At 68.4% G+C, this 25,796-nt stretch carries 27 protein-coding genes; 8 read left to right on the top strand and 19 right to left on the bottom strand.

Annotated elements, in window-relative coordinates:
- Nucleotides 1–22: 22 nt before the first annotated feature.
- Nucleotides 23–496 carry an Lrp/AsnC family transcriptional regulator gene (locus tag BM355_RS04735; protein ID WP_091695554.1) on the bottom strand — a complete coding sequence of 158 codons (474 nt, stop codon included), beginning with the start codon at nucleotides 494–496 and terminating at the stop codon, nucleotides 23–25.
- A gap of 115 nt (nucleotides 497–611) precedes the next feature.
- Between BM355_RS04735 and ald the strand changes: the two genes are divergently transcribed.
- Complete coding sequence (gene ald / locus BM355_RS04730; protein ID WP_091695552.1) at nucleotides 612–1,754, top strand: alanine dehydrogenase; 1,143 nt, start codon at nucleotides 612–614, stop codon at nucleotides 1,752–1,754.
- On the opposite strand, the gene BM355_RS04725 is transcribed toward ald, so the two are convergent.
- Nucleotides 1,718–2,266, bottom strand: coding sequence for a DedA family protein (locus BM355_RS04725; RefSeq protein WP_091695550.1), 549 nt, complete (start codon nucleotides 2,264–2,266; stop codon nucleotides 1,718–1,720). The two genes, ald and BM355_RS04725, sit on opposite strands and share 37 nt — an antisense overlap.
- A 208-nt stretch (nucleotides 2,267–2,474) precedes the next feature.
- Here BM355_RS04725 and BM355_RS04720 point away from each other — a divergent pair, with 208 nt between their 5' ends.
- Both BM355_RS04720 and BM355_RS04715 read left to right on the top strand, forming a co-directional pair.
- Entirely contained in the window at nucleotides 2,475–3,155 is a 681-nt protein-coding gene (locus BM355_RS04720; RefSeq protein WP_143109421.1) for a DUF6318 family protein, read from the top strand.
- A gap of 488 nt (nucleotides 3,156–3,643) precedes the next feature.
- Nucleotides 3,644–4,195 carry a PKD domain-containing protein gene (locus tag BM355_RS04715; RefSeq protein WP_245760602.1) on the top strand — a complete coding sequence of 184 codons (552 nt, stop codon included), beginning with the start codon at nucleotides 3,644–3,646 and terminating at the stop codon, nucleotides 4,193–4,195.
- Nucleotides 4,196–4,351: 156 nt separating this feature from the next.
- On the opposite strand, the gene BM355_RS14780 is transcribed toward BM355_RS04715, so the two are convergent.
- Entirely contained in the window at nucleotides 4,352–4,474 is a 123-nt protein-coding gene (locus BM355_RS14780) for a hypothetical protein (protein ID WP_281247560.1), read from the bottom strand.
- A 97-nt stretch (nucleotides 4,475–4,571) separates the two neighbouring features.
- Here BM355_RS14780 and BM355_RS14320 point away from each other — a divergent pair, with 97 nt between their 5' ends.
- The gene (locus BM355_RS14320) at nucleotides 4,572–4,907 is read left to right on the top strand and encodes a GerMN domain-containing protein (RefSeq protein ID WP_218154308.1); all 336 of its coding nucleotides are present in this window, start codon (nucleotides 4,572–4,574) and stop codon (nucleotides 4,905–4,907) included.
- A 38-nt stretch (nucleotides 4,908–4,945) separates the two neighbouring features.
- Here BM355_RS14320 and pdxT read toward each other — a convergent pair whose 3' ends face one another.
- The 3 genes from pdxT to BM355_RS04695 all read right to left on the bottom strand — a co-directional run bounded on the left by pdxT (nucleotide 4,946) and on the right by BM355_RS04695 (nucleotide 7,616).
- The gene (gene pdxT / locus BM355_RS04705) at nucleotides 4,946–5,632 is read right to left on the bottom strand and encodes a pyridoxal 5'-phosphate synthase glutaminase subunit PdxT (protein ID WP_245760601.1); all 687 of its coding nucleotides are present in this window, start codon (nucleotides 5,630–5,632) and stop codon (nucleotides 4,946–4,948) included.
- A gap of 31 nt (nucleotides 5,633–5,663) precedes the next feature.
- Complete coding sequence (gene pdxS, locus BM355_RS04700; RefSeq protein ID WP_425435603.1) at nucleotides 5,664–6,605, bottom strand: pyridoxal 5'-phosphate synthase lyase subunit PdxS; 942 nt, start codon at nucleotides 6,603–6,605, stop codon at nucleotides 5,664–5,666.
- A 165-nt stretch (nucleotides 6,606–6,770) separates the two neighbouring features.
- On the bottom strand, nucleotides 6,771–7,616 hold the full coding sequence (locus BM355_RS04695) for an HpcH/HpaI aldolase/citrate lyase family protein (RefSeq protein ID WP_091695541.1): 846 nt from the start codon (nucleotides 7,614–7,616) through the stop codon (nucleotides 6,771–6,773).
- Nucleotides 7,617–8,106: 490 nt separating this feature from the next.
- Between BM355_RS04695 and BM355_RS04690 the strand changes: the two genes are divergently transcribed.
- Both BM355_RS04690 and BM355_RS04685 read left to right on the top strand, forming a co-directional pair.
- Nucleotides 8,107–8,934: a GerMN domain-containing protein gene (locus tag BM355_RS04690; RefSeq protein ID WP_091695538.1), complete on the top strand. Its 828-nt coding sequence runs from the start codon at nucleotides 8,107–8,109 to the stop codon at nucleotides 8,932–8,934.
- A gap of 50 nt (nucleotides 8,935–8,984) precedes the next feature.
- On the top strand, nucleotides 8,985–10,205 hold the full coding sequence (locus tag BM355_RS04685; RefSeq protein WP_091695536.1) for an aminotransferase-like domain-containing protein: 1,221 nt from the start codon (nucleotides 8,985–8,987) through the stop codon (nucleotides 10,203–10,205).
- A gap of 29 nt (nucleotides 10,206–10,234) precedes the next feature.
- Here BM355_RS04685 and BM355_RS04680 read toward each other — a convergent pair whose 3' ends face one another.
- On the bottom strand, nucleotides 10,235–11,794 hold the full coding sequence (locus BM355_RS04680; RefSeq protein WP_091695533.1) for an acyl-CoA synthetase: 1,560 nt from the start codon (nucleotides 11,792–11,794) through the stop codon (nucleotides 10,235–10,237).
- 234 nt (nucleotides 11,795–12,028) lie between these two features.
- Here BM355_RS04680 and BM355_RS04675 point away from each other — a divergent pair, with 234 nt between their 5' ends.
- Nucleotides 12,029–12,517 (top strand): MarR family winged helix-turn-helix transcriptional regulator, encoded by a 489-nt coding sequence (locus tag BM355_RS04675; protein WP_177227835.1) that lies wholly within the window; start codon nucleotides 12,029–12,031, stop codon nucleotides 12,515–12,517.
- A 79-nt stretch (nucleotides 12,518–12,596) separates the two neighbouring features.
- Here the strand turns inward: BM355_RS04675 and BM355_RS04670 are convergent, their stop codons facing one another.
- The 5 genes from BM355_RS04670 to BM355_RS04650 all read right to left on the bottom strand — a co-directional run bounded on the left by BM355_RS04670 (nucleotide 12,597) and on the right by BM355_RS04650 (nucleotide 17,329).
- A complete protein-coding gene (locus BM355_RS04670; protein WP_091695529.1) occupies nucleotides 12,597–13,601 on the bottom strand; it encodes an ABC transporter substrate-binding protein in 1,005 nt (334 codons plus the stop codon).
- A 69-nt stretch (nucleotides 13,602–13,670) separates the two neighbouring features.
- Complete coding sequence (locus tag BM355_RS04665; protein WP_091695527.1) at nucleotides 13,671–14,144, bottom strand: MaoC family dehydratase; 474 nt, start codon at nucleotides 14,142–14,144, stop codon at nucleotides 13,671–13,673.
- Between the two features lie 98 nt (nucleotides 14,145–14,242).
- Nucleotides 14,243–15,439, bottom strand: a complete 1,197-nt coding sequence (locus BM355_RS04660) for an acyl-CoA dehydrogenase family protein (protein WP_091695525.1) — start codon at nucleotides 15,437–15,439, stop codon at nucleotides 14,243–14,245.
- Entirely contained in the window at nucleotides 15,432–16,388 is a 957-nt protein-coding gene (locus BM355_RS04655) for an amidohydrolase family protein (protein ID WP_091696021.1), read from the bottom strand. Before BM355_RS04655 ends, BM355_RS04660 begins: the two co-directional genes overlap by 8 nt.
- A gap of 8 nt (nucleotides 16,389–16,396) precedes the next feature.
- Nucleotides 16,397–17,329 (bottom strand): SDR family NAD(P)-dependent oxidoreductase, encoded by a 933-nt coding sequence (locus tag BM355_RS04650; RefSeq protein WP_091695523.1) that lies wholly within the window; start codon nucleotides 17,327–17,329, stop codon nucleotides 16,397–16,399.
- Between the two features lie 190 nt (nucleotides 17,330–17,519).
- On the opposite strand from BM355_RS04650, the gene BM355_RS04645 reads away from it, so the two are divergent.
- Nucleotides 17,520–18,014: a MarR family winged helix-turn-helix transcriptional regulator gene (locus BM355_RS04645; RefSeq protein WP_091695520.1), complete on the top strand. Its 495-nt coding sequence runs from the start codon at nucleotides 17,520–17,522 to the stop codon at nucleotides 18,012–18,014.
- A 101-nt stretch (nucleotides 18,015–18,115) separates the two neighbouring features.
- Here the strand turns inward: BM355_RS04645 and BM355_RS04640 are convergent, their stop codons facing one another.
- From BM355_RS04640 to BM355_RS04610, 7 genes are all read right to left on the bottom strand, one after another.
- Entirely contained in the window at nucleotides 18,116–19,549 is a 1,434-nt protein-coding gene (locus BM355_RS04640) for an NAD(P)-binding domain-containing protein (protein WP_091695518.1), read from the bottom strand.
- A 420-nt stretch (nucleotides 19,550–19,969) separates the two neighbouring features.
- Entirely contained in the window at nucleotides 19,970–20,671 is a 702-nt protein-coding gene (locus BM355_RS04635; RefSeq protein ID WP_091695516.1) for a 3-oxoacid CoA-transferase subunit B, read from the bottom strand.
- Between the two features lie 13 nt (nucleotides 20,672–20,684).
- On the bottom strand, nucleotides 20,685–21,491 hold the full coding sequence (locus BM355_RS04630; RefSeq protein ID WP_091695514.1) for a 3-oxoacid CoA-transferase subunit A: 807 nt from the start codon (nucleotides 21,489–21,491) through the stop codon (nucleotides 20,685–20,687).
- Nucleotides 21,492–21,546: 55 nt separating this feature from the next.
- Nucleotides 21,547–22,761 carry a thiolase family protein gene (locus BM355_RS04625; protein WP_091695512.1) on the bottom strand — a complete coding sequence of 405 codons (1,215 nt, stop codon included), beginning with the start codon at nucleotides 22,759–22,761 and terminating at the stop codon, nucleotides 21,547–21,549.
- 111 nt (nucleotides 22,762–22,872) lie between these two features.
- Nucleotides 22,873–23,334 (bottom strand): 4-carboxymuconolactone decarboxylase, encoded by a 462-nt coding sequence (gene pcaC / locus BM355_RS04620; protein ID WP_091695510.1) that lies wholly within the window; start codon nucleotides 23,332–23,334, stop codon nucleotides 22,873–22,875.
- The gene (locus BM355_RS04615; protein ID WP_091695507.1) at nucleotides 23,331–24,128 is read right to left on the bottom strand and encodes an alpha/beta fold hydrolase; all 798 of its coding nucleotides are present in this window, start codon (nucleotides 24,126–24,128) and stop codon (nucleotides 23,331–23,333) included. Before BM355_RS04615 ends, pcaC begins: the two co-directional genes overlap by 4 nt.
- Nucleotides 24,125–25,660, bottom strand: coding sequence for a lyase family protein (locus tag BM355_RS04610; RefSeq protein WP_091695504.1), 1,536 nt, complete (start codon nucleotides 25,658–25,660; stop codon nucleotides 24,125–24,127). The genes BM355_RS04615 and BM355_RS04610 overlap by 4 nt, the downstream gene beginning before the upstream one ends.
- Between the last annotated feature and the right edge of the window lie 136 nt (nucleotides 25,661–25,796).

Below are 25,796 nucleotides of genomic sequence, written 5' to 3'. Positions count from 1 at the left end.
GCAGGTCAGGTCCGAGTGAGCGTCACCGTCCCTGCCACGGCCGCTCGCCGTACTCGTGCTTGAACACCAGGGACGTGCGCGTGGAGGCCACGGCCGGGTCCGCAGAGAGGTTCTCCAGCACGAACCGTGAGACCTCGGCGGAGTCGGCCACCGCCACGTGGAGCAGGAAGTCCTCCTCACCGCCCAGGAAGAACACCTGCATCACACCCGGCAGCTGGCGCATCTGCTCGAAGAACTCCTCCATCCGATGCCGCGCGCCCGGGCGGATCCGCACCGAGATCAGCGCCACCAGACCGTGTCCGAGCGCCGTCGGCTCCACGTCCACCGTGAAGCGCCGGACCGCACCGGAGGCACGCAGGGCCTTCAGCCGGGCCAGGCACGTGGACGGGGCGATGCCCAGTTCCTCCGCCAAGGACGCGTTCGTGCGCCGGGCGTCCTGACGCAGCAGCTCGAGAAGCCGCTGGTCCGTGCTGTCCAGCCCCTGCAGATGATGCATCGCCACCGCCTTGTTGTGACCCAGTTCCTGAACTTCTGCGCCAGCCTACGGTGGATTTCCGCAGATCGTTCGGCAGATCTCCCCAAAGACTGCTCAGACCCGTAGATTCACCCCCATGCTGATCGGTGTCCCCACAGAGGTGAAGAACAACGAGTTCCGGGTCGCGCTGACCCACGGCGGCGTCACAGAGCTGGTCCGGCGCGGCCACCAGGTGATGGTGCAGGCCGGGGCGGGTGTGGGCTCGGGCATCACCGACGAGCAGTACCGGACCGCCGGCGCCGAACTGGTGGAGGACCCGGACGAGCTCTGGCAGCGCGCCGAGCTGCTGCTCAAGGTCAAGGAGCCCGTGGCCGAGGAGTACCACCGTCTCCGCCAGGGCCAGGTCCTGTTCACCTACCTGCACCTCGCCGCCTCCCCGGAGTGCACGCGCGCCGTGCTGGAGTCCGGCACCACCGCCATCGCGTATGAGACCGTCACGCGCGGCCGCACCCTGCCGCTGCTCGCCCCCATGAGCCAGGTCGCCGGCCGGCTGGCCCCGCTCGCCGGCGCCTACCACCTGACCCAGGCCCACGGCGGCTCGGGGGTGCTGATGGGCGGGGTCCCCGGCACCCGGCGTGCACGCGTGGCCGTGATCGGCGGCGGTGTGGCCGGCGAGGCCGCCGGGGTGATCGCCGCGGGCATGGGCGCAGACGTGACCATCCTGGACATCTCCCTGGACCGCCTGGCCCAGCTGGACTCCGTGCACCAGGGACGCCTGCGCACCCTGGCCTCCTCGCACCTGAACATCGCCGAACAGGTGATCGCCGCGGACCTGGTGATCGGTTCCGTCCTGATCCCCGGTGCCGCCGCGCCCAAGCTCGTCACCGCGGAGATGGTGGAGCAGATGAAGCCCGGATCGGTCCTGGTGGACATCGCGATCGACCAGGGCGGCTGCTTCGAGAACTCCCGCCCCACCACGCACCAGGACCCCACGTACCTGGTGGGCGACAAGATCTACTACTGCGTCTCCAACATGCCCGGCGCCGTCCCGCAGACCTCCACCGCGGCCCTGACGAACTCGACCCTGCCGTACATCCAGCGGATCGCCGACCTCGGCTGGCGTGAAGCGCTCTCCGCCGACGAGGGCTTCGCCGCCGGACTCAACGCGCACGAGGGCGTCATCACCCAGCGGGGGGTGGCCGAAGCCGTGGCCGAGCCACTGGGACTGGACGTGGAGACCGCTTACCGGCCGTCGTCGGGAATCCTGTCTGACGTCTGATCTGCCCGGTCTTCGCGAAGGCGCCGCTGGGCGCGTGAGGCGCGGAGCCGGGCGAAGCCGCCGGTGCGCCACCACAGGATGACCACCACCCCGACGACGGCCCCCACCAGGGCGGGGATCGTCCAGGGATTCATCAGCGCGGCGGTGATGACGGCCCACACCACGGCCATGCCGACGGTGCCGTAGATGACGCCCCAGATCAGCGTGCCCAGCGCCATGGCGGGCAGGAACCGGATCCAGCGCAGGCGTGCCATGCCGGCCGAGCCGATCACTGCGGTCTGGATCCCCACCGTGAGGAAGCAGAACGGGATGGCCCACGGGCCCCACCTGTCCGCGAATCGCATGGCACGTTCGTAGACCGGTCCTGACATGTAGCGTCGCAGTGCGGTGTGGTCGGCGCCGGCGGCGATGCCCCGTCCGAGGGTGAAGGTGACGGTGGCTCGGATGACGGCCAGGCCCCAGAAGAAGAGGATGGACCAGCCCAGCGGCAGCGCGGCGATCCAGTCCATCATGGGGCTGAGTCTAGGTGTGTTCGCGAGAGGATGGCTGTGGACAACTTTCCGCAGGGGGGACCGAGCTGTCTACACTGAAGTGACGCCGGGCACTGGGATGGCCCGGGAGAGAACCGACTGTCTGGCTGGGGATGGCCTGCTGAGGTTCCGGAGGAGGACTCTTCTGGAGTGTCACGCGTGTGCCCCGGCCCAACGGGAAGGGCTGCTGATGCGCCGACCGAACCGACTGACCATGCCCCTGGCGCTGAGCGCTGCCGCGGCCCTGCTCCTGACCGGCTGCACCGGTGGCGGCGACGGGGGCGATGAGTCGCCGAGCCCCACTGCAGGACAGAGCACGAGCGCGCCCGTCTCTGAGTCGCCCGGCGGCGGTTCCGAGTCGGCGACGCCCACCGAGTCCGCCACCCCCGAACCGGCGACCTCCACCTCCGCCGCGAAGAACATCCCGGCCCCCGAGATGCCCGACGCCATGAAGAAGAACGACCAGGCCGGCCTCGAAGCCGCCCTGGAGTACTGGTATGAAGCATTCCATTATCTCAAGCTGACAGGCGACGCTGAGCCGCTGATGGCCGTCTCCGCAGAAGATTGCGGGTTCTGCCATGAACTCATTGGGGATTGGACGACGGTTTACGACGTTGGCGGCTGGGCAGTCGTTGAGCAGAACGGGATCACGATTGATGTAGCTGCCCTCGATGGAGAAACTCGGGGAACGTACTTGTACCGGGATCAGCAAGCACCCGTACATGTCTACCAACCGGATGGCACTAAGGCCGAGCGCGCATCGACCGACAACGACGATGTCGTCTACTGGTCTGCTTCCGCTTCATTCGATGAAGGCGATAGCCATTGGAAAATCGAATCGCTGTCCACTGAAGGCAAAACCGAAGAATGAACCGCCACAGTACTTTTATTCGTCGGTCATCTGCGCTTGTGGCAATCTTCGCCGTATCAGTGTCGATAATTTTGCCCACCACAGCCTCAGCTAGCCCGTGTTTCGACGTCTTTTGCGGTGACCTCGGAGATACTCGTGATCGCTACGGCGTGTCGGGAACAAAGCAAACTCGCCCTGAAACTCAAGCTGAATCCTCCAGTGATCAGGACAAAGGTCAACGCGCATCGGACAATTCTTCTGACTCAGTCGAAACCCGGCAAACAACTAGAACTCCAACTATCTCGGACCCATCGGAACCACCCCCAGTAATCCTCCAGTCGTACTGCTTCACGGTGGAAGGAGCGGGCCAGCTGGACTGCTTCGAGATGGAACGGACTCGTTGTACCGAGCCGGGAAGCCAGCTGGTTATCCGTGCAGAGCTTGACACTGAATCTGAGTTCCGCCGTTCGCGATTCGGCGACGCATTCTGCTCCACCTCGTCCGACCCCGTGACACCCGCTCCCGCAGAGCCGGCCGAGGGGGAGGAAGCACCGCCGCCGATGCCGGTGGTCACGTTGGAGGACTTCCAGCAGCTGAACATCGCACCGTCCACCATTGAGGCGGACTCTGGCGGGTTCGGGCTGCGCAACGCGCACACCAACTTCTACGCCACCGCTGAAGCGCAGACCCTCAATGTGGAGATGCTGGGTCAGGACGTGGCCATTCAGGCAGTCCCCGTCCAGTGGACCTGGAACTACGGCGACGGCAGTGCGGCCAAGACCCTCGGTCAGCCAGGCGGACCGCAGCGCGAGTTCAACCAGGAACTGGACACCACCCACCGTTATACGGAGACCGGGACGTTCCCCGTGAACCTCACCACCGCCTACCGCGGTCAGTACTCAGTCAACAACGGCCCCTGGCTGCCCATCCCGGGCACCGCCCAGGTCCCCAGCCAACCTGTCACTGCAGACATCTGGCGCTCCAAGACCCGCAATGTCGCCGACGACTGCAACGAGAACCCGAACGGCTGGGCCTGTGGCAGCCCCTTCATCGAGGACTGAACGGACTGGGAGCCTCGGCTTCGAACCCGCACCGAACTACGCTTCAGTCATGCGCCCACGGACCTCGGCCGCGCGGCCACACGGCAGGCACGCAGTCCTCAGCGCCGTGCTGCTGATCGCTCTGGCCGGATGCGGTGCCGCGCCGGGCACTGAAGCTCAGATCCAGACCGCCACGGCCAGCGCATCTGTCAGTCCGCCCGCCCCCTCCTCGCCGAGCACAACCTCGGAGGCCCCTGTGTCACCCTCGTCCAGCGTCAGCCCCACCGATGAAGACCCCATGATCGGCCACCAGGCCTCCCCCGTCCATGTCTTCTGGGTGCTCGAAGGTGGTGCTGGATCGGAGGGTGACCCGCTAGGCTGCGGCGACAGCCTGGTCATGTCCTCCGTACAGGGCATGGACCCCGCCCTCACCGGTGCCGAACGCGTCGAAGCCGCCATCGAAGCACTCCTTGCACCACGTGACCGCGAGGTCGGCGAGCGCGGACTCACCACCGCCCTGGCTGAGTCCGACCTCAACCTGCAGGGCGTCGAGATCTCCGGCGACACCGTCACCGTGCACCTCACCGGCCAGCTGACCTCCGCCGGAACCTGCGACGACCCACGCATCATCGGACAGCTCGAGCAGACCGCCCTGGTCAACGCCGGCGTGAGCACCGCGCACATCCTCGTGGACGGCACCCCCGTCCAGGATCTCCTCTCCACGAAGGACTGACCCGAGCGGCGCGTCCGTCCGCTCACCTCAAGATCAGCTCACCTCGAGAGCCGAGCGCCTCGCGCCGGCAGCACCAGCCACTCCAGGAACCAGCGGTGGAACGACCAGTCCCCCGTGACCTCGGGATGGAAGCTCGTGGCCAGCAGACTCCCCTGCCGCACCGCCACCGGAACCTGACCGCTCGAGGCCAGGAAGCCGCCGTCGGGAAGCAGAGAGGGATCCTCCAGGCGCGCCGCGGGAACCGAGGCGAGCACCTGTACCCCCTCACCCACCCGCAGCACAGCCGGCGCCCGGATGAACACCGCATGCACTGGGTCAGCACTCACCTGCGGCACGGACAGCTCCGTCTCGAAGGAGCGCACCTGGGAGCCGAACGCATTGCGCGCCACCGTCACATCCAGTCCACCGAAGCTGCCCTGCCCCGTGATCGGGTTCGCGATCCGGTCCGCCAGCAGGATCATCCCCGCGCAGGTCCCATAGACCGGCAGCCCACCACGCACCGCCGCCTGGACGGCCGCCGCGACCCCCAGCATCCGCGCAAGCTTCTCGATCACCGAGGACTCACCGCCGGGCAGCACCAGACCGTCCAGCCCGTCCAGATCCGCCGCAGCACGCACCTCACGCACGCGCGCGCCCAGGGCGGTCAGCACCTGGGCATGCTCGCGCACGTCCCCCTGCAGGGCCAGAATCCCGACGACGGCCGGCCCGTCAGTCTCTCGGCTCACCGGGGCTGCCCGTTCCGCAGGCGAGGGAGGGTCACCAGCCGCGGTCGGCCAGGCGGTGCGGTGCAGGAAGATCGGCGACGTTGATGCCGACCATGGCCTCGCCCAGCCCACGGGAGGCCTCGGCCACGGCAGCGGCATCCTGATACTGCGCCGTCGCCTTCACGATCGCCGCCGCTCGCGCCTCCGGGTTGCCGGACTTGAAGATGCCCGAGCCCACGAAGACCCCGTCCGCGCCGAGCTGCATCATCAGGGCGGCATCGGCGGGGGTGGCCACACCGCCGGCGGTGAACAGCACCACCGGCAGACGGCCCTCGCGGGCGACCTCGGCCACCAGCTCGTAGGGTGCCTGCAGCTCCTTGGCCGCCACGTACAGCTCGTCCTTGCTCAGCGAAGACAGCTTGGCGATCTCACCCCGGATGGTGCGGATGTGCTTGACCGCCTCGGAGACGTCCCCGGTGCCGGCCTCGCCCTTGGAGCGGATCATCGCCGCACCCTCGGTGATCCGGCGCAGGGCCTCACCCAGGTTGGTGGCACCGCAGACGAAGGGCACCTGCAAGTCCCACTTGTCGATGTGGTTCACGTAGTCCGCCGGGGAGAGCACCTCGGACTCGTCGATGTAGTCGACCTGGAGGGCCTCCAGCACCTGGGCCTCCACGAAGTGGCCGATGCGGGCCTTGGCCATCACCGGGATGGAGACCGCCTCCACGATCCCATCGATCAGGTCGGGATCGGACATGCGGGCCACGCCGCCCTGCGCGCGGATGTCAGCGGGGACGCGCTCCAGAGCCATCACGGCCACGGCACCGGCGTCCTCGGCGATCTTGGCCTGGTCGGCGGTGACCACGTCCATGATCACCCCGCCCTTGAGCATGTCCGCCAGACCGCGCTTCACGCGCGAGGTGCCGGTGGCGGGCTGACCCTTACCGGTGCTCTGGTTCTCGTTCAGGTTCTGGGAGATGTCCGAAGGCGTCATCATGTCCTAGCGCAGCGAAGGGGTCTCCACTCGTGTGGAGCAGGGAGTCGGGCGCCCGCACAAGGGCACCGTGGGCAGTCTACTTCGCCGCCGAGATGCTCAGGAGATTCAGGTCACGCTCGCGTCATGCGCACCGCTCAGCGCCACCTCAGGACACCGCGAGGATCAGGCGTTCCAGAGTCCGTAGGAGTCGGCGAGGTCGGCGATCTTCTGCGCGCGCGCCAGGCGCGGCAGGTAGGAGCCGTCGCCCACGGATGCTCCGGCGGCGTGCGCCTCGAGCATCTCCTGGGCCCAGGTCAGCTCGTCGTCCGAAGGCGCCAGCTGACGGTTGATCAAGTCCACCTGGTTGCGGTTCAGGCACAGCCGCCCGGTCATGCCCATGGAAGCGGTCACCTGCGAGGACTCGATCACGGCCTGATCGTCATCGGCGGCACCGGGGGGACCGTCGATCGCGCCGGGCAGCTTGCCCACACGCGAGGCGATCACCAGGCGCGAGCGGGCGTAGGCCATGGCCATGGGGTCGTCCGAGACGCCCACGTCCTTGCGGAAGTCGTTGGTGCCGAAGGCCAGCCGGAAGGTGCCCGGGGCCATGGCCACCTGGGTGGCGTTCTCCAGGCCCAGCGCGGTCTCCAGCAGAGCGAGCACCGGGGTGCCTGCACGCAGGCGCATGGCCGTGTAGGTGACCTGCTCAGGCTTCTCGGTCATCGCGAGCATCACCCCGCGCAGGCCCTTGAGCCCGGAGAGCGCCTCGAGGTCCTTCTCCCAGTCCTCGGTCTCGATCCCGCTGATGCGCACCCAGGCCGTCATGCCGCCGTCGAGCGCGTCCACCACGTGACCGCGCGCGGCGTCCTTCTTCTCGTCCGGGACCGAGGCCTCCAGATCGATGATCACCGAGTCCGCCTCCGAGGCCAGCCCCGGGGCGAAGTCCTCCGGCTTGGCACCGTTCACCAGCAGCCAGGTCCGGCTGAGCTTGGCGGGCAGGGCGGCGGCACGTTGGTTGCGAAGGGGCATGCGCTCCAGCCTAGTGCTCCTGTGGCACCACCGACCATCAGTGTCACGACGACGGCCCCCGCCTGACAGATCAGGTCACCTCAGCGGCCTCGCCGCTGCACCGGCGTTGCAGCAGCGCCGGCCTGAGGTCACGGCGACTCCCTGAAGAAACATCTTCACATCGAGGGGTCACAGGGCCTAAGGTGTCGAGTCGACGGCGTCGTCGCACGACCCATTTGACACCGACCCCAAAATTGGTGAATGATTCAAGCAATCGTGGTCGAAGCGAGGGGTGGAGACCGCCTTCTTGCCGTGACTGTCACAGACTTCCGCAGCGCAGTGCTGCGGGCCAGAGTCTGGCGTGAATACCGATCCACATGACCCCCCCTCCAGGATCGGATGGCCGCCAGATAGGCCGGGGCCCACCCCGTTCTTGGGCCCCGGCCGTCTTCTTCTTCAGCCCGTGCAACCACCGACCGGGCACCGGCCGTCCTTCAGTAGACTGAACCCCATGCCTGACTCCCCGCGGGACCGCCGAGCCCTGCCCCGCCTCGCCGGGGCCGGCCTTGCAGCGGTGTTCGCCCTGTCCCTGGCGGGGTGCATGGTGGAGCCGGACACCTCCAGCCCCTCCGCCTCCGAATCCGGCTACTCCCTGCCGGAGAACTCCCTGGACGGCTTCACCCAGGTGCCGCTGTACTTCGTGGGCATCCAGGGGAACTTCCCACCCGCCACCACCGGTCACGAGGTGGCCTGCGGGGACCTGCTCATCCGGCGCCAGTCCGTCCCCGTGAAGACCGAGGACGTGGCCACCACGGCGCTGGAGTACCTGATCCACGATGAGTACTACAGCCACGGCGACCCGGCCCTGACCAACTCGCTGGCCTTCTCCAACGAGGACCTCGAGCTGGAGGGACTGGACGTCCAGGGGGACACGGTCACCGTGCGGCTGACCGGCGAGCTGACCACTCGGAGTGAGTGCGAGTCCTACCGGATCCGCGCCCAGCTGCACAGCACCGCCGCAGACGCCTCCGGCGTGCAGGACACTGAGATCCTCCTCAACGGTGTGGACCTGGACGAGCACCTGGGACTGTCCCCCTTCGAGTTGGGGCCAGAGATCACCACGCCGGACCTCGAGCCGAGCCCCTCCGCCTCAGCTGAGACGGACAGCGCTGGCGGCACCGAGGACCCCGTCATCGACTCCACCGACGGACCCCTGGACGAGTCCACGCAGGCCCCTGACGACCACGATCCCGCCGAGGACCACTCCCGGGAGATCACCGAGCCCGGCTCGTCCGGCACCGCACCTGCCTCAACCCCCGAGTCCACCCCCTGGCCTTGATCACCCGTCTCGGCGGCTCACCCTGGCCCCCTGAGAGTGACGTTGCTAACATGACGCTGGTGCAGAATCCTTCAACATTTCTTTCAGACCGTGCTCGTGGTGTGCGCCAGTCCGCCGTGCGTGACGTCTTCGACCTGGCCATGACTCCGGGGCTGATCTCCCTGGCCGGCGGCAACCCGTGGCTGGACGACCTTCCGCTGTACGAGCTGGGACAGATCGCCCAGGAGCTAGTCGCCCAGCAGGGCCAGGTCAGCCTGCAGTACGGCACCGGCCAAGGCACCCCGGAGATGCGCCAGGCGGCCTGCACCGTGATGGCAGCCGACGGCATCCCGGACGCTGATCCTGACCTGGTCACCATCACCCCGGGATCCCAGGCCGGGATCGACACCGCGGCGAGGATGCTCGGAAACCCCGGTGACGTCGTCGTGGTGGAGGACCCCTCCTTCGTGGGGGCGCTGAACACCTTCAACACCTGGGAGCTGGACGCGGTGGCCACGCCCACCGACGAGCACGGGCTGATCCCGGAGGGGCTGCGTGAGACCCTGCAGCGGCTGCGCCGGGAGGGGCGCCGGATCGCGTTCCTGTACACCATCCCCTCCTTCGCCAACCCCTCTGGTGCGCTGCTGCCGGCAGACCGCCGGGACGAGGTGGCCCAGATCTGCCGTGAGGCGGGCGTGCTGATCGTGGAGGACAACCCCTACGGCCAGCTCGCCTTCGGCGCGGACCCGGTCCCGCCGATCGCCGCGAAGCACCGCGACCAGGTGATCTACCTGAGCACGATGTCCAAGATCTTCTCCCCCGGCGTGCGCGTGGGCTGGGCGCTGTGCCCGCCTGCACTGCAGCGCGCGTTCTACCTCTCGGCAGAGTCGGCGTACATCCACGCCTCGATCCTGAGCCAAATGCTCGCCACCGCCTTCGTCACCCACTGCGACTGGACCGGCCACGTGCAGCGCGCCACCGCCGAGTACCAGGTCCGCGCCGACGCCCTGGTGGACCAGCTGCGCCAGGAACTGGACCCGGCCATCACCTTCATCCAGCCCCAGGGCGGGTTCTTCCTGTGGGGCACCCTGCCCCAGGGCGCGGACACGCTGCCGCTGATGCACGAGGCCGCCGAACAGGGCGTGGTGTTCGTCCCCGGTGGGGCCTTCTCTCCCGACGACGTCCCGCACCCGACCTTCCGCCTCGCCTACTCCTTCGTGCCGGGTGAGCAGCTGCGGGAGGGCGTGCGCCGCCTGGCACCGGTGCTCAACGGGGCGCTGAACCGCCTCTGAGCCTCTGAACTGGGCCCGTCGGACTGCGGTCAGCCTCCATAGGCCTTCCGCAGGTCCGGCTTGCGGATCTTGCCGGAGGCCGTGCGGGGCATCTCGTCCACGAACACCACGGACTTGGGGATCTTGTAGCGCGCCAGTGTCCCGTCCAGGTGACTCAGCACCTGCTCCTCGGTGAGCTCGTGCCCCTCTCGCACCACGACCACCGCGCGCCCCACCTCGCCCCACTTCTCATCGGGGACGCCGATCACCGCCACGGCGGCCACGGCGTCCAGCTGGGCGATCGCCTGCTCCACCTGGGCAGGGTAGATGTTCTCCCCTCCGGAGATGATCATGTCCTTGAGTCGGTCGGAGATGAACAGCGCCCCGTCGTCGTCGAAGTAGCCCATGTCGCCGGTCTTGAGCCACGTGCCGTCCGGCTCCTGCACGAAGGACTGCTCGGTGGCCTCAGGGCGCTGCCAGTAGGAGCGGATCACATTGGGTCCCTGCACCTGGATCTCGCCCACTTCGCCGGCCGGGCACACCTGGCCCATCGGGTCCACCACACGCACCTGGGTGTGGAAGTGCTGCAGTCCGGCCGAGCCCTGCTTCTCCCGGGAGTAGCGGGCAGGCAACACCGTGGCACCGGGCGAGGTCTCGGTCATCCCGTAGCCCATCCCGATCGAGAGTCCACGCTCCTCGTAGGCCTCCAGGATTCGCAGCGGCAGGGCCGATCCGCCGCAGGTCAACGTGCGCAGCGAGGACAGATCGGCGTCATCCCAGGCCGGGTGCTCGGCGAGCATCTGATAGGTGGTGGGGACTCCGGACATCTCAGTGACGCGGTGCCGTTCGACCAGTTCCAGGACCCGTCCGGGTTCGAAGCGCGGTTCCAGGATCAGCGTCCCACCCTTGAGCAGCACCGGCAGGGCACCCATGCTCAGCGAGGCCACGTGGAACATTGGGGCGATCATCAGCGCCACCTCATCGCTGGTGATGTCGAAGTCCACGAGCACGTTGAAGCTGTTCCAGGTCAGGTTCCCGTGCGAGAGCATGGCGCCCTTGGGGTTCCCGGTGGTGCCGGACGTGTACAGGATCAGCGCCAGATCCTCCAGCTGCACCTCGGCCTCAGGTCGCTGCGTGGAGCCCGCGGTCAGCACCTGCTCGTAGTCCTCCGCGTCCAGGTCTCCCTCGCGGCGTTCAGCCGGATGCGGTGTCCCGTCCTGCACCAGCAGCAGATGCCCGACGTCGGCCCCGCGGCTCCCTGATACGGCCAGCTGCTCCAGCGGGGCTGAGGCGATCAGCACAGCCGCACCCGAGTCCTGTAGGGCGAAGCCCACCTCCGGGGGTGCCAACCGGGTGTTCAGCGGGACAAAGACCGCCCCGAGTGTGCCAGCGGCGAAGAGAGTCTCGAGGAACGAGGGGTGGTTCTCCCCCAGGTAGGCCACACGGTCCCCGGGGCGCACCCCGCGCTCGGCCAGGGCGTTGGCCAGACGGTTGATCCGCTCGTCCAGCTGGTCATAGGTCAGTTCACCGGAGGAGCTGATGACCGCAGTGCGTCCCCGCGAGGTGAACCGACGGCGGTGGATCCAGTCTCCGAGTCCACGGTTGATCATGGGTGCTGACTCCTTCGGGGCGGCAGGCGGTCGTCGACGGCGAGTGACCGTCAAGTGCTGGCCCTGCCATTGTGTCGTAGATCATTGAGATTCTCAATGGTTGTGCGGAACATGAGATCGGCTCGGCAGGGCGCCCCCGAGGGGACTCCCCAGGTGGTTCGTATACGCACTCTTGGCGTACCCTGGAGTGACCCAGACCACCCCGCCCCTCGCCGTCAGAGACCAAGGACGATCGTGCCCCTCTCACCCCACACTCTGGACACCCCCCAGCCGAGCGCCCTGCCACCGGTCACCGGATTCCGCAGCCTGGCCCTGCGGCGACTGCTCTCCCGGCACGGTCAGCTGTGGCAGCAGCAGGTCTCCACCGAACTGACCAGCGTGCAGTTCGGCGTGCTGCTCTGCCTGGGGCACTCCCCGGAAGGGCTGGTTCAGTCAGAGCTCGGCGCCCGGCTTCACCTGGACAAGGCCACGGTCACCGAGCTGGTGCGGCGGATGGGGCGCCGCGGCCTGATCACGGTGCACAGAGATCCCGACGACGGCCGGCGCCGGATCGTCTCCCTCACCACGGCCGGCCACGGGATCCTGACCGAACTGCATGGCCCTGCGGTGCAGGTCGATCGCCTGCTGCTGGCAGGCCTGGATGCGGCCGAGCAGCGGGAGCTGGATCGACTCCTCACCCGAGCCCTGACCGCGGAGGATGCCGCGGGTCGGGACCAGCCGTAGACCGCACGATGCCTCGGACCCCCAGTCGGGGCTCCGAGGCATCGTGCGTCAGACGCTCAGCGGCTGACGGACGGCTGGGTCACTGACCTTCCCAGTAGAGCTTCTCCACATCCGGGCCCTTGCCGATGAACCCGAACTTGACCATGAGCTGGCCGGACTGCTCGATCTGCTCCTTGCGGATCTCGCCGGAGAGCTCCTCCATGCGCAGGTTCTGGGCGGCATCCTCGGGAAGGTTGATGAACTCGGTGAGCATGGCGCGGGCCTCTTCCGGGTTCTCCTCGACCGCCGCCAGGGACTCGGTCATGGCGTCCACGAACTTCTGGGTCACCTCCGGGTTCTCGGAGGCATACGTCCCGGAGGTGAAGGTGACCATGGTGGGCATGCCCGGGATGGCCTCCTGGAAGTTGTAGCCCACCAACTGGTTGGCATCATCGGCCAGGGCCCGGCTCAGGAACGGCTCAGGGAACCAGACGGCGTCGGTGTTCCCGCGCTCCAGCTGGGCCTCCATGTCCTGGAAGGGCATCTCAGAGAAGTTCACGGCCGCAGGGTCGCCGCCGGCCTTCTCCACAGCCTCCATGATCGTCAGGTCACCCTGGGTCTTGAGGGCGTTGACGGAGACGGTCTTGCCAGCCAGATCGTCCCACCCGGCGATGCCGGAGTCCTTGGTGGCCACGACGCCAGCGATGTCCTCCCCCTCGCCCAGCGAGTTGGAGTATCCGGCGATGATCTTCATGTCCAGACCACGGTCGTTGGCGTTGAGCACAGACTGCGGATTGCCCACGCCGAAGGTGATCTGCTCGTTGGCCACGGCGGGGAGCATGGCCGCGCCGGCGTTGGAGGTCGAGAGCTCGACGTCCAGACCATGCTTCTCGAAGATGCCCCTCTCGATGCCGTAGTACGCGCCCACGGACGGGGCGATCGGCAGCACGCCGAGGGTGACCTTCTCCAGCTCGCCGGAGGCGGCGCCCGAGTTCTCACCCGCCGGTGACGTGTCGCCGCCGGAGGGGGAGCCAGAGCCGCAGCCGGCCAGTGCCAGAGAGGTGACGGCCGCGGTGGCCAGCAGTGAGGCGAACTTCCTGTTCATGGGGACTCCTGAAAAGAACCGGCCGGAGCCGGGAGGGGGATGGGGATGGTGCCTCTGCCCTGAGGGGACTCAGGCGTAGAAGCGGGAGAGGAAGGTGGCCACGACGGCGGGCCGCTCCTCGCCCTCGATCTCGATGGTGCCGTCGGTGACCAGGTGCAGACCGTTGCCCTTGACCTCCTGGACGTCCGAGATGACACCCTTCATGCGGATGCGGGAGCCGACCTTGACCGGTGAGGTGAACCGCACCTTGTCGAGGCCGTAGTTGACCTTGGTCTTCACGTCGGTCACGTCGAACAGCTCGGACCAGAACGGGATGATCAGGGACAGGGTGAGGAACCCATGGGCGATGGGCGCGCCGAACGGGCCGTCCTTGGCGCGCTCGGGATCCACGTGGATCCACTGGTGGTCATCGGTCGCGTCGGCGAACGTGTCCACCATCTGCTGAGTGACCTCGCGCCACTCGGTGTATCCCAGGTCACGTCCAGCCAGGTCCTTGGCCTCGTCGAAGCTGACGACCGTGGCGGCGGTGGTGTTCTCAGTCATGGGTAGATCCTCCTGAATGTGTTCTACATCACAATGGTTGATGAGTGCAATGGTTGACGATCACGAAACATTGAATCGGGATCGTCGGGTCGAGTCGGTCAGACGAAGGCGCCGATCCCGGTGATGGCCCGGCCCACGATCAGGGCGTTGATCTCGTGGGTGCCCTCGTAGGAGTAGATCGCCTCGGCATCGGCGTGGAACCGGGCGACATCGGTCTCCAGGGTGATGCCGTTGCCGCCACAGACCTCCCGGGCCAGGCCCACGGTCTCACGCAGCCGCAGCGAGGTGTACATCTTGGCCAGTGCGGAGTTCTCGTCCTTGAAGATGCCCTGCGCCTGCTGCTCGGTCAGCTGGACCATCATCCCCAGGGACGCGGTCAGGTTGCCCAGCATCACCGCGAGCTTCTCCTGGATCAGCTGGAACCCGGCGATCGGTCGGCCGAACTGCTCCCGCTCGCGCACGTACTTCAGCGCCGCCTCATAGGCGCCGGCCTGGGCACCCACGGCCATCCAGGCCACGTCCGAGCGCATGCTGCGCAGGCACCGGGCCACGTCCGCGAAGGAGTTGATCCCCTGCAGCCGGGCCGACTCCGGCACCCTCACGTCCCGGTAGTCGATGTGCGCGTTCTGCATGATCCGCAGGGAGGCCTTGTTCGGAATGATCGTCATGGTCACGCCCTCAGCCTCACGCGGGACCAGGAAGCACTTGACCTGCCCGTCCGCGGTGTCCCGGGCGAAGGTGGCCACCACATCGGAGATCGTCGCGCCACCGATCCATCTCTTGGCGCCGTTGATCACCCATTCCTGAGTGGCGTCGTCGTAGGTCGCCGAGGTGGCCAGGCCACCGGCCACGTCCGAGCCGTGGTCCGGCTCGGTCAGGCCGAACACTCCGGTCAGTTCATAGGTGACGATCTTCGGGTCCAGCTCGGCGGCCTGCTCCGGCGATCCGCCCAAGGTGCAGGCGGTGCGGAACAGCCCGGCCTGGGCGTTGTACAGGGTGCCGACGTTGATGTCGCAACGGGCCAGCTCGAAGTTGCGGAAGCCGGTGAGGATGTCCCGGATCGGCTCTCCGGCCTCGCGCAGCTGGCGCGGGTCCATCAAGTCCAGTCCGCGGACGGCCTGCACCAGCTCATCGGGCAGCTCGGCACGGTCCCAGGCGTCGTTCACCCGCGGATAGACCTTCGTGCGCAGGTCCTCACGCAGCGTGGAGAGCACGCTGCGCTCGGCCTCGGTCAGCCGCTCAGCGAAGCCGTAGAGGTCCGAGGGGATCACGGTTCCGGTCACGGGTTCACGCACGGAGCTCGCCTTCCTGCGCAGCCGGAGCGTCCAGGCCGAGCAGGCGCACGGCGTTCTCCTTGAGGATCAGTGGCCGCACCTCGTCCTTCAGCGGGAGGGACTCGAAGGCGGTCAGCCACTTCTCCGGGGTGATCAGGGGGAAGTCCGTGCCGAAGAGCACTTTGCGCGAGAGCACGTTGCCGGCCTGGCGGACCAGGGACTCCGGGAAGTACTTCGGAGACCAACCCGAGAGGTCGATGTAGACATTGGCCTTGTGCGTGGCGATCGAGTTCGCCTCGTCCTGCCACGGCACCGAGGGGTGGGCCATGATGATCGGCAGTCCGGGGAAGTCAGCGGCGACGTCGTCCAGCAGCAGCGGATTGGAGTACTTGAGCTTGATGCCGCGCCCGCCGGGCAGTCCGGCGCCCATGCCGTTCTGACCGGTGTGGAAGACGCACGGCAGACCCAGCTGCTCCAGCACCTCCCACAGCGGGTGGAACTGCCGATCCGAGGGATCGAAGCCCTGGACGGAGGGGTGGAACTTGAAGCCGCGCACGCCCAGCTGTTCGGCCTGACGGCGGGCCTCCTCCAGTGCGGCGGCACCCGTGCGCGGATCCACCGAGCCGAAGGGGATCAGCACATCGTTGCTGCGGGCGCAGCCGGCCACGAGGTCGTCGATCGAATTGGGCTCATGGCCCATCTGGGTGCGGGCGTCCACCGTGAAGACCACCGCGGCCATGCGGTGCTCTCGGTAGATCTCGGCGATCCGATCGATGGACGGAGTCCGCTCCTCGGCCTTGAAGTACTTGGCCGAGGCCTCGAAGAAGTCCTCCGGCAAGGCCTTGTGCCCGCAGGAGTCCACCTCCAGGTGCACGTGCATGTCCACGGCCTGGATCGCCGTCACATCCACTGCGCACTCGTACCGCACCGGCTGGTCCGATCCGTCCTGCACGGGGGCACCCTTGCTCATGGCCGCGCTCACTTCGCCGGATCCTCAGGCTGCAGCTCAGCGGGCAGCTCGGGGAACGTCTCGCCGACGGACTGGACGTTGGCCTCGAGGATCGACCGCCCTTCGGTGAGCATGGTCTGGTAGTCCCAACCGCCCTCGTGGTACTCCTGCACCACGGCCTCGGGGTGGGACCAGACCTGCAGACGGTCGCCGCCCACGCCCACAGCCTGACCGGTCACGCCGGCGGCCTCGTCCGAGGAGAGGAACGCGATGACGCCGGCCACGTCCTGCGCGGGACCGAAGCCCAGCTCCCTGCGGAAGAACTCCGGCATGGCCTCGCCCCGCTCGTCGGCCTCGACGGCCTTCTGGAAGAACGGCACCGTCTTGGTCATGGCGGTGGCGGCCACCGGGATGACGGCGTTGACTGTCACGCCGGCCTTCTTCATCTCCATGGCCCAGGTACGGACCATCCCTACGATCCCGGCCTTGGCCGCGGCATAGTTGGTCTGGCCGAAGTTGCCGCGCTGTCCGGTCGGCGAGCCGATGCAGACGATGCGGCCGGCCACGCCGTTCTCCTTGAAATACGCATAGGCCGCGCGCACGCAGGTGAAGGTGCCGCGCAGGTGGACGTTGATGACGGCGTCGAAGTCGTCGTCGGTCATCTTCAACAGGGACTTGTCCCGCAGGATGCCGGCGTTGGTGACCAGGATGTCCAACCCGCCGAAGGTCTCCACGGCGGTGTCCACCAGCTGCAGGGCGGTCTCGGAGGAGCCGACCGGAGCGACCACGGCGGCGGCCTTGCCCCCGGCCTCGGTGATGGAGGCCACGGCGGCGTCGGCGGCGTCCTGGCTGACGTCGTTGATGATCACGGCTGCACCCTGACGGGCCAGCTCCTGGGCGTAGGCCAGGCCGAGTCCGGCTCCGGATCCGGTGACGACGGCGACTTTTCCGGCAAGCGACATGGTGGGCTCCTTCAGCCAGAGGGGTCGGCGCCCCAGGGCCAGGGCGCCGTTGATCTGCCACCATCAGATCGCATTTCATTGAGAAAGTCAATGATCTAGTTTATCTACAGTGACGGGCGTAGACTCTTTCCCAGCCCTGATCTCCCGGTGACGACGGATGACGTCACCCCCCTGGCGAGGAGCCGCCCGCATGCCCACCACCGCTACCCCAGAGAAGACCCCTGCCGACGAGTCCACCGCCCCGTCCGCCACGGGTATCGAGCGACTGCAGAGCGCCCGGGTCGCCTCGGACATCCAGTTCCTGATCGCCCGCGCCCGCGGACGCGGAAACTCCCACGCCAACCTCATGCTGGCTGAACTGGACCTGAAGGTGCGCCACTTCTCCGTTCTCTCCCTGGTCTGCACCGAGGAGCGCCCCACCCAGCGCGAACTCGGCGAGTTCCTGGACCTGGATCCCAGTCAGATCGTAGCCCTGGTGGACAGTCTGGAGGAGCGCGGCGCGGTGCGGCGGGAGACCGACCCTCGGGACCGGCGCTCCAAGATCGTGGTCCCCACCGAGTCCGGCCACGACCTGCATGAGCAGGCGGCGGCTCTGACCCGTGAGTCTGAGGAGACAGTGCTGCAGACCCTCTCTCCGCGTGAACGCCGTCAGCTGCGCGCGCTGCTGCAGAAGGTCGCGTTCTGAGCTGAAGGCTCCTGGAACCACGAAGGCCACCCTGCCTCCTCGCTGGGAGGTGGGTGGCCGTCGTCGGGAATGCCGTGGGGAACAGCAGTGCCGTGCGCCGATCAGCGCTGGATGCGCTCCTGCAGGGGCAGACGCTCGATGTCCTCGTCGGCGTCGTCCGCCTCGAAGCGCGAGCGCATCTCGTCCTCCTTCGGGGCGCCCAGGTAGCGCTCCAGGGAGTCGTCCAGCTCATGCAGCCAGCGGGTGTGGTGCTTGGCCGCCATGGTCCCGGTCATCACCGAACGGTGCTGCTTGTCCCGGTAGGTGAGGATGTTGGCCTTCTTGTCCTTCTTCCAGTCCAGGAAGGTCTTGACCACCTCGTCCAGATCGAACATGGGGTAGTCGGTGGCCTCGATCAGGTCCTGGATGTAGTCGGCCTGGAACTGGACGTCGTCCGCGTCGGTCTCCAGGGCCATGAACCGGTTGCGCCAGGACTGCATGTGCTCGGCGCGCTCACGCTCGGACGGCAGCTCGGCGCGGCCCAGGATCAGGTCGCGGACGTACCAGGCCTGGGCGTCGAACATGTTGAAGGTGAACCACTGGTCCTGGGCACCGAGGTAGCTCAGCCGCGGGTTCTTCTGCCAGATCACGCCGCGGTACAGGTGGTCCGGGTAGATGTTGTTCGGGGACTCCAGCGCCAGCTCGGTGGGCAGGAACGGGTACTTGTGCAGGTAGCCGGTGCACAGCACGATCGCGTCGAACTCGCGGACCTCACCGTTGCTGAAGTGCACGGTCTGGCCCTGGATCTCCTGGATGCCCGGCAGCTCCTCCATCCCCTCGGGCCAGTCATAGCCCTGCGGACGGGAGCGGTAGGACATGGTCACCGAGCGGGCGCCCATCTTGTAGGCCTGCACGCCGATGTCCTCGGCCGAGTAGGAGGCGCCGATCAGCAGCACGCGCTTGTCCGCGAGCTTCTCGGCACCGCGGAAGTCGTGCGCGTGGTGCAGGGTGCCCGGGAAGGTCTCGATGCCCGGCACGTCCGGGACGTTGGGGAAGGAGAAGTGCCCGGTGGCCACGATCACGTGGTCGAAGGTGGCGGCGGTGGTCTGCTTGGAGCGCAGGTCCTCCACGGTGACGGTGAAGGTCTCGGTGTCCTCATGGAACTGCACCCAGCGCACGGCGGTGGCGAAGCGGACCTTGGACTTGGCCTCGGACTGGCGGACGCGGCCGTCGATGTAGTCCCACAGCACCTCGCGCGGCGGGTAGGAGGAGATCGGCCGGCCGAAGTGCTCGTCGAAGGTGTACTCGGCGAACTCCAGGGCCTCCTTGGGGCCGTTGGACCACAGGTTGCGGTACATGGAGGAGTGGACCGGCTCGCCGTACTGGTCGATCCCGGTGCGCCAGGAGTAGTTCCACTGGCCGCCCCAGTCGCCCTGCTTCTCGTAGCAGACGATCTCCGGGACCTCTGCGCCTGCCTTCTCAGCGGACTCGAACGCCCGCAGTGCCGCCATGCCGCTGGGGCCAGCGCCGATGATCGCGATCCTCTTCTGGGTCACAGTTCCCTTTCCCACCGTGTGCGCACGGCCTTGTTCGCGCTCTCTCGAGCTGCTCTCATCCGCCGGGAGGCCTCAGGGCGCTGTGCACGTCGGGTGCGGTGCGGCCGCCTCAACCGGGGACCGATCTCTCCGGCGCTCGGACAGGTCCGCCCCGCGTGGGCGGCATGGAGTCCGAACGACGGGCCGGGCCTCAGAGGCACCGACCATCACAGGAGATTGTACCAGATATTGTTGGGGCTGGCGAGCCAGGGTGGTGGGACAGGGACCCACGACGACGGCCACGGCACCTCCGCGCTGGGAGGTGACGTGGCCGTCGTCGGGATGGTTGCGGTGGTGGAGGTGGGTCTGATTCCTCACTCCCAGCCCGGATCCTCACCGCCCCGCAGGGCGAGGAGTTTCCGGGGAGAGAGTGAGGAACGGTCAGGCGCCGGTGCGGTCCTCGAGCTGGACGTCCGGCAGCTTCTCCTGCAGCTCGGCAAAGGTGATGCCGTGGAGCTCACGGACCTTGACCACGCCGGACTCGTCCAGCAGGAACACGCCGTGGTCGGAGTACACGCGGGAGACGCAGCCGACGCCGGTCAGCGGGAAGGTGCACTCCTGGGCGAGTTTGATGTCCCCCTTCTTGGTGAACAGGTCCATCATCACGTAGGTGTCCTTGGCCCCGATCGCCAGGTCCATGGCGCCGCCGACCGCCGGGATGGCGCCGGGCTTGCCGGTGGACCAGTTGGCGAGGTCGCCGGTGGCCGAGACCTGGTACGCCCCGAGCACGCAGACGTCCAGGTGGCCGCCGCGCATCATGGCGAAGGAGTCGGCGTGGTGGAAGTAGCTGGCGCCGGGCAGCTCGGTCACCGGGATCTTGCCGGCGTTGATCAGGTCCTCGTCGATCTGGTCCCCGTGCGCCTGCGGGCCCATGCCCAGCATCCCGTTCTCGGTGTGCAGGGTGACCTGCTTCTCCGGCGAGAGGTAGTCCGAGACGGTGGTGGGCTGGCCGATGCCCAGGTTCACGAAGGAGCCGGGCTCGATGTCCGCGGCGATCAGCTGCGCCAGCTCCTGCTGGGTCAGCGGCTGGTCGGTCACCCGCGGGGCCTGGGTGTTCTGAGCGTTCTGGGTGGTGTCAGTCATGGTGTCTGTCCCTTCACTTCTGCTCTGCTGCGCCGGCTGCGGCGGACTCGGACTCCGGGGCGATGTCTCCCCCAGCGGGCGCCTCGTCGGCTGGCGCCGCGCAGGGCTTGGGCCGACCGGCGGCCAGGGCCTCGTCCTCCGCACGCTGGAACGCACCCGAGCTGGAGGGGATGCGCACGATCGTGTCCGTGTAGATCCCCGGGGTGATCACGTGCTCGGGGTCCAGGCAGCCCTCGATCAGCTCGTCCACCTGGACGATGGTGTGCTCGGCGGCCGCGGCCATGACCGGGCCGAAGTTGCGCGCGGTCTTGCGGTAGCGCAGGTTGCCGTAGGAGTCGGCGGCGTAGGCCTTGATCAGCGCGAAGTCTCCACGGATGGGGTGCTCCAGGACGTAGTTCTTCCCGTCGATCTCCCGGGTCTCCTTGCCCTCGGCCAGCTGCGTGCCGTACCCGGTGGGGCTGAAGAACGCCCCGATCCCGGCGCCGGCTGCGCGCATCCGCTCGGCCAGGTTGCCCTGCGGGACCAGCTTCAGTTCGATCTCCCCGGCGCGGTAGGCCTCATCGAAGTGCCACGAGTCCGGCTGCCGCGGGAAGGAGCAGATGATCTTGGCGACCCGCCGCTCCTTGATCAGCAGGGCCAGACCGGCCTCGGCCTGCCCGGCGTTGTTGTTGACCACCGTCAGGTTGCTCGCCCCGGACTCCAACAGCGCGTCGATCAGCTCCATAGGCTGTCCGGCGTTGCCGAATCCACCGATCAGCACGGTTGCGCCGTCGGTGATCCGGGAGACGGCCTCGGCGGCCGTGTCCACGAATTCACGCATCGTCTCTCCTTGAGTGTTCGTCAGTTCCGTTGTCGTCAGATCAGGTCTGGGTGGGTCAGCGGGCTTCCACGTTCTCCAGCACCACGGCCAGGCCCTGGCCCACGCCGATGCAGATCGCGGCCACGCCCCAGCGCTCGCCCGACTCCTGCAGGCGGCGGGCCAGGGTGCCCAGGATGCGCGCACCGGAGGCGCCGAGCGGGTGGCCGATGGCGATCGCCCCGCCCCACGCGTTGACGATGTCCAGGTCGATCCCCCAGGCATCGGTGCAGGCCAGCGACTGTGCCGCGAAGGCCTCATTGAGCTCGACGGCGGCCACGTCCTTCCAGGTGAATCCCGCCCGGGCGATGGCCTGGTTGGCCGCTTCCACCGGCGCGTAGCCGAAGTACTGGGGCTCGTTGGCGGCGGCACCGCGACCGGCGATCCGGGCCAGCGGCTGCAGCCCCAGGATGTCCGCCGCGCGGGAGGATCCGAGCCAGGCCGCGGAGGCGCCGTCGTTCATGGGCGAGGCGTTGCCGGCGGTCACGGTGCCGTTCTCCTTGCGGAAGACGGTGCGCAGACCGGACAGCGACTCGGGGGTGGAGTCCGGACGGATGGTCTCGTCCCGGGCCAGGTCCACGTCCGGCACGGCGACGGTGAGCTGATCGTACTTGCCGGCCTCCCACGCTGCGGCGGCCCGCTGGTGGGACTGCGCGGCGAACTCGTCCTGCCGTTCTCGCGTGATGCCGTACTTCTCGCGCAGCTGCTCGGTGGCCTCACCCAGGGAGACGGTCCACTCCTTCGGCATGTTCTGGTTGATCAGGCGCCAGCCCAACGTGGTGTTGGCCAGCTCCAGGTTCTGCATGGGGAAGGGCTTCTCGGTCTTGGGCAGCACCCACGGAGCGCGGGACATGGACTCCACCCCGCCGATCAGCACGACGTCGGCCTCACCGGTGTTGATCTGGCGGGAGCCGATGAGCGCGGCGTCCAGGGAGGACCCGCAGAGGCGGTTCACGGTGGAGCCGGGGATGGAGGTCGGCAGCCCGGCCAGCAGGGTGGCCATGCGCGCGACGTTGCGGTTCTCCTCACCGGCGCCGTTGGCGTTGCCGAAGAAGACCTCGTCGATCTGCGCCTGGGCCTCGGCGTTGCCGGCCAGTCCGGGTGCACGCTCCACGGAGGTCTTCACCACGAGGGCGGCCAGATCATCCGGGCGGGTCTTGGCCAGCGCTCCCCCGACCTTGCCGAAGGGGGTGCGGACGGCGTCGTAGATGAAGGCGTCGGTGGTGTCAGTCATGTGATGCTCCTGAACTGGGGGTCCGGTGGTCCGAAGGGGGCAGGCGCAAAGTGACGAAACCCGGTCACTTTGGTGGGGGTGGGGTCACTTTGCGCCTGGGTGGGGGTGGGGTCAGAGGGGCTTGCCGTCGGCGAGGTCGGCGTCCACCTGGGCGAAGACCTCCTGGGCGAGCTTGAAGGCGATATTGGCCGCCGGAACCGAGGAGTAGATGGCGGTCTGGAGCAGGATCTCCTGGATCTCCTCCCGCGTGAGCCCGTTGCGCAGCGCGGCACGCAGGTGCATGGCGCACTCGTCCCAGTACCCGCCGGAGACCATGGCCGAGATGGTAACCGCCGAGCGCATCCTCCGGTCCAGTCCGGGGCGGGTCCAGACCGTCCCCCACGCGTAGCGGGTGATCAGGTTCTGGAAGTCCTCGGTGGTGCTGTCCTTCTTGGACTCGGCGCGGTCCACGTGGGCCGCGCCCAAGACCTCGCGGCGCACGGCCATGCCGGCGTCGTAGACCTCCTGGGAGGTGGCGTCCATCCGGTGTCCGATGGGCTGGCCGTCAGCAGTCTCAGCGTTCGGGGTGCTCATGCGGCGAACCTCTTCTTCAGCAGTCGGGCGATCTCCTCGGGGTCCTCGATCGGCGCCTGGTGCGCGGCGGACTGCACCACGGCCGCACGTCCGTCCTGCACGCCGCCGGCGATCTCCTCCCCGCGGGCCGGGGGGCAGACCTGGTCATGGGCGCCGGTGACGGCCAGGATGGGGACGCTGATCTCCCCGAGCCGCTCGCGCACGTCGAAGTCGGCCAGGGCCTCGCAGATCCGGGCGTAGGAGAAACGGTCGGCGTTCTGCAGGGCGTGCAGCAGCCGGGTGGTGCGCTCGGGGTGCTTGTCGATGAACCCGGGGGCGAACCAGCGCTGGGCCGATCCCTCCACCATGGTGGGCGTGCCGGAGGCCTCCACGGTGGCGGCCCGCTCGCGCCAGGCCTCGGCCTCACCGATCTTGGCCGCCGAGCAGATCACGGCGATCCCGCTGAACAGGTCCCCGTGGTCCAGGGCCAGCTGCAGGGCCACCTCGCCGTTGACGGACACCCCGGCGTAGTAGACCTTGGCCCCGGGTGCGATGGTGCCGGAGGCGTGCTGGGCGCGCACCAGGTCCGCCACGGCGTTCGCCAGGTCCGCGATGGACAGTGGATCGGCGTGTGCCGGGGACTCTCCGTGGCCGGGCAGATCCCACCCGATGATCTGGAAGCGGTCGGCCAGCTGACCGGCGGCCTCCTGCCACAGTCCCTGCACGCCGGTGCCCAGCCCGGCGCCGACCACCAGGACGTCCTTGCCCTGGCCGGCCTCCGTCAGGGCCAGTGCGGTGATCTGGGGTGTGCTCATGCTCGGCTCCATTCCTCGTGCTTCTGGGTGATCCGGTCCACCAGTGCGGTGGCCTCTCCGATGTAGTTCGCGGGGTCCAGCATGGTCTCCAGGTCCTCGTCCGAGACCGTGTCCAGCGCCGCCTCGCGCAGCAGGGTGCGGAAGTCCGCGGAGTTCTCCGGTGCGGACCCGCCGGTGTTCTCGGCGGCGTGGGCGGACGAGAGCGAACGGTCCACGATCGCCTGGATCCGCTTCTTCCCGGAGCCGGGCTCGCCGCCGCGGGCCTGCTCGATCCGCGGTGCCAGATCGGACATCAGCCGTTCCGAGACCAGCAGCGGGCCGGTGCGGTGCAGGTTCTCCCGCATGCGGTCCTCGTGCACGCGCAGTCCGGCCACCAGCTCGGCGGTGCGCGCTGCAGTGCCCCCGGCGGTGCGCAGCAGCTGGCGCAGGGCCGGCCACTCGGTGTGCCAGGCTCCGTCCGGACGCTCCTCGTTGGCCGCCCCGGCCGCGGTGTACACCTGGGCCAGCGCCCCGGGTGCGGACAGGGCGCTGGAGTGGATGAGCACCGAGAGCACGGGGTTCTGCTTGTGCGGCATGGCCGAGGACCCGCCCCGACCGGCCACCAGCGGCTCGCCCAGCTCCCCGTTCTCGATCCGGGCGGAGATCAGCACGTCATTGGCGATCTTCCCGCAGGCGGCCACCACATCGGCCAGCGCCGCCGCCACCCCGGTGACCGGCATCCGGTTGGTGTCCCAGGGCCCTGCTGGCGTGCTCAGACCCAGCCGCGCGGCCAAGGCCTCGATCAGGTGGAAGGTGCCGGTGCCGTCGTCGAGAATCCCCTGCCGGTGCGCCTCGGCGACCTTGCCGGACAGCGCGGCCATGGTCCCGGCCGCCCCACCCCACTGGAGGGGCAGCTCGGCGGTGGCGGTCTCGAGCCGGCGCCCGGCCTGGGCCAGCCCGTCCAGCCAGTTCGCGGCACGCAGTCCGAAGGTGGAGGGCAGCGAGTGCTGGGCCAGGGAGCGGGCCACCATGGGCGTCTGGCGGTGGGTGCGCGCCAGCTCCACCAGGCTCCCGACGGCGGCCCTCACGTCCCGCAGGATGGCGGCGGTGACCTGGGTGGTCATCCGCATCAGGGCGGTGTCGATGATGTCCTGACTGGTGGCGCCCACGTGCACGGCCCCCGACGCCCCGGCGACCCCGGCCAGGTGCTCCCGCAGGGCCTTGAGCGCGGGGATCAGCGGGTTGCCGCCGTCCTGTCCGGCGTGGGCCAGGGCGACGAGATCGTAGGCGGAGGGGTCGCAGGCCTGCTCAGCGGCTTCGGCCTGTTCGGCGGTGGCCAGGCCGTGCTCGGCCAGCACAGCGGTCCAGGCGGCCTCCACCTGAAGCATGTGGCGCAGGAACGCGGCGTCCGAGGTCTCCTGGGCCACCGGGGATCCGGCCCAGCCGGGGTTGAGCAGCCCGGTGTCCGCTTCGGCCAGCAGGGACAGTCGGTCCGGCGCGGCCGGTGCGGACGGGTCAGCCTGACGGGGGTGCTGCTCGGCGGGGCTGGTCATGGGCGGGGTGACTCCTGGGGGCTGGCGGGCTGGACGGAGCGGGTGGTCCCGGTCCGTCCAGGGTACTGCTCAGTGCAGTGGGCGGGCCGAGGGTGACCTCTGGTGAGGCACCCCGGCCCGCCGTGCGGTGTCCGGA

It is taken from the genome of Micrococcus terreus (assembly GCF_900116905.1).
In the GTDB taxonomy this organism is placed as follows: domain Bacteria; phylum Actinomycetota; class Actinomycetes; order Actinomycetales; family Micrococcaceae; genus Citricoccus; species Citricoccus terreus.
This window is presented reverse-complemented; position numbering and strand designations above follow the sequence as displayed.

Excerpts from the sequence above, each read along its gene's own strand:
- BM355_RS04735 (WP_091695554.1), bottom strand. The coding sequence starts at position 496 with ATGCATCATCTGCAGGGGCTGGACAGCACGGACCAGCGGCTTCTCGAG.
- ald (WP_091695552.1), top strand. The coding sequence starts at position 612 with ATGCTGATCGGTGTCCCCACAGAGGTGAAGAACAACGAGTTCCGGGTC.
- BM355_RS04725 (WP_091695550.1), bottom strand. The coding sequence starts at position 2,266 with ATGATGGACTGGATCGCCGCGCTGCCGCTGGGCTGGTCCATCCTCTTC.
- BM355_RS04720 (WP_143109421.1), top strand. The coding sequence starts at position 2,475 with ATGCGCCGACCGAACCGACTGACCATGCCCCTGGCGCTGAGCGCTGCC.
- BM355_RS14780 (WP_281247560.1), bottom strand. The coding sequence starts at position 4,474 with ATGGGGTCTTCATCGGTGGGGCTGACGCTGGACGAGGGTGACACAGGG.
- BM355_RS14320 (WP_218154308.1), top strand. The coding sequence starts at position 4,572 with ATGTCCTCCGTACAGGGCATGGACCCCGCCCTCACCGGTGCCGAACGC.
- pdxS (WP_425435603.1), bottom strand. The coding sequence starts at position 6,605 with ATGACGCCTTCGGACATCTCCCAGAACCTGAACGAGAACCAGAGCACC.
- BM355_RS04695 (WP_091695541.1), bottom strand. The coding sequence starts at position 7,616 with ATGCCCCTTCGCAACCAACGTGCCGCCGCCCTGCCCGCCAAGCTCAGC.
- BM355_RS04690 (WP_091695538.1), top strand. The coding sequence starts at position 8,107 with ATGCCTGACTCCCCGCGGGACCGCCGAGCCCTGCCCCGCCTCGCCGGG.
- BM355_RS04685 (WP_091695536.1), top strand. The coding sequence starts at position 8,985 with ATGACGCTGGTGCAGAATCCTTCAACATTTCTTTCAGACCGTGCTCGT.
- BM355_RS04680 (WP_091695533.1), bottom strand. The coding sequence starts at position 11,794 with ATGATCAACCGTGGACTCGGAGACTGGATCCACCGCCGTCGGTTCACC.
- BM355_RS04670 (WP_091695529.1), bottom strand. The coding sequence starts at position 13,601 with ATGAACAGGAAGTTCGCCTCACTGCTGGCCACCGCGGCCGTCACCTCT.
- BM355_RS04665 (WP_091695527.1), bottom strand. The coding sequence starts at position 14,144 with ATGACTGAGAACACCACCGCCGCCACGGTCGTCAGCTTCGACGAGGCC.
- BM355_RS04655 (WP_091696021.1), bottom strand. The coding sequence starts at position 16,388 with ATGAGCAAGGGTGCCCCCGTGCAGGACGGATCGGACCAGCCGGTGCGG.
- BM355_RS04650 (WP_091695523.1), bottom strand. The coding sequence starts at position 17,329 with ATGTCGCTTGCCGGAAAAGTCGCCGTCGTCACCGGATCCGGAGCCGGA.
- BM355_RS04645 (WP_091695520.1), top strand. The coding sequence starts at position 17,520 with ATGCCCACCACCGCTACCCCAGAGAAGACCCCTGCCGACGAGTCCACC.
- BM355_RS04635 (WP_091695516.1), bottom strand. The coding sequence starts at position 20,671 with ATGACTGACACCACCCAGAACGCTCAGAACACCCAGGCCCCGCGGGTG.
- BM355_RS04630 (WP_091695514.1), bottom strand. The coding sequence starts at position 21,491 with ATGCGTGAATTCGTGGACACGGCCGCCGAGGCCGTCTCCCGGATCACC.
- BM355_RS04625 (WP_091695512.1), bottom strand. The coding sequence starts at position 22,761 with ATGACTGACACCACCGACGCCTTCATCTACGACGCCGTCCGCACCCCC.
- pcaC (WP_091695510.1), bottom strand. The coding sequence starts at position 23,334 with ATGAGCACCCCGAACGCTGAGACTGCTGACGGCCAGCCCATCGGACAC.
- BM355_RS04615 (WP_091695507.1), bottom strand. The coding sequence starts at position 24,128 with ATGAGCACACCCCAGATCACCGCACTGGCCCTGACGGAGGCCGGCCAG.
- BM355_RS04610 (WP_091695504.1), bottom strand. The coding sequence starts at position 25,660 with ATGACCAGCCCCGCCGAGCAGCACCCCCGTCAGGCTGACCCGTCCGCA.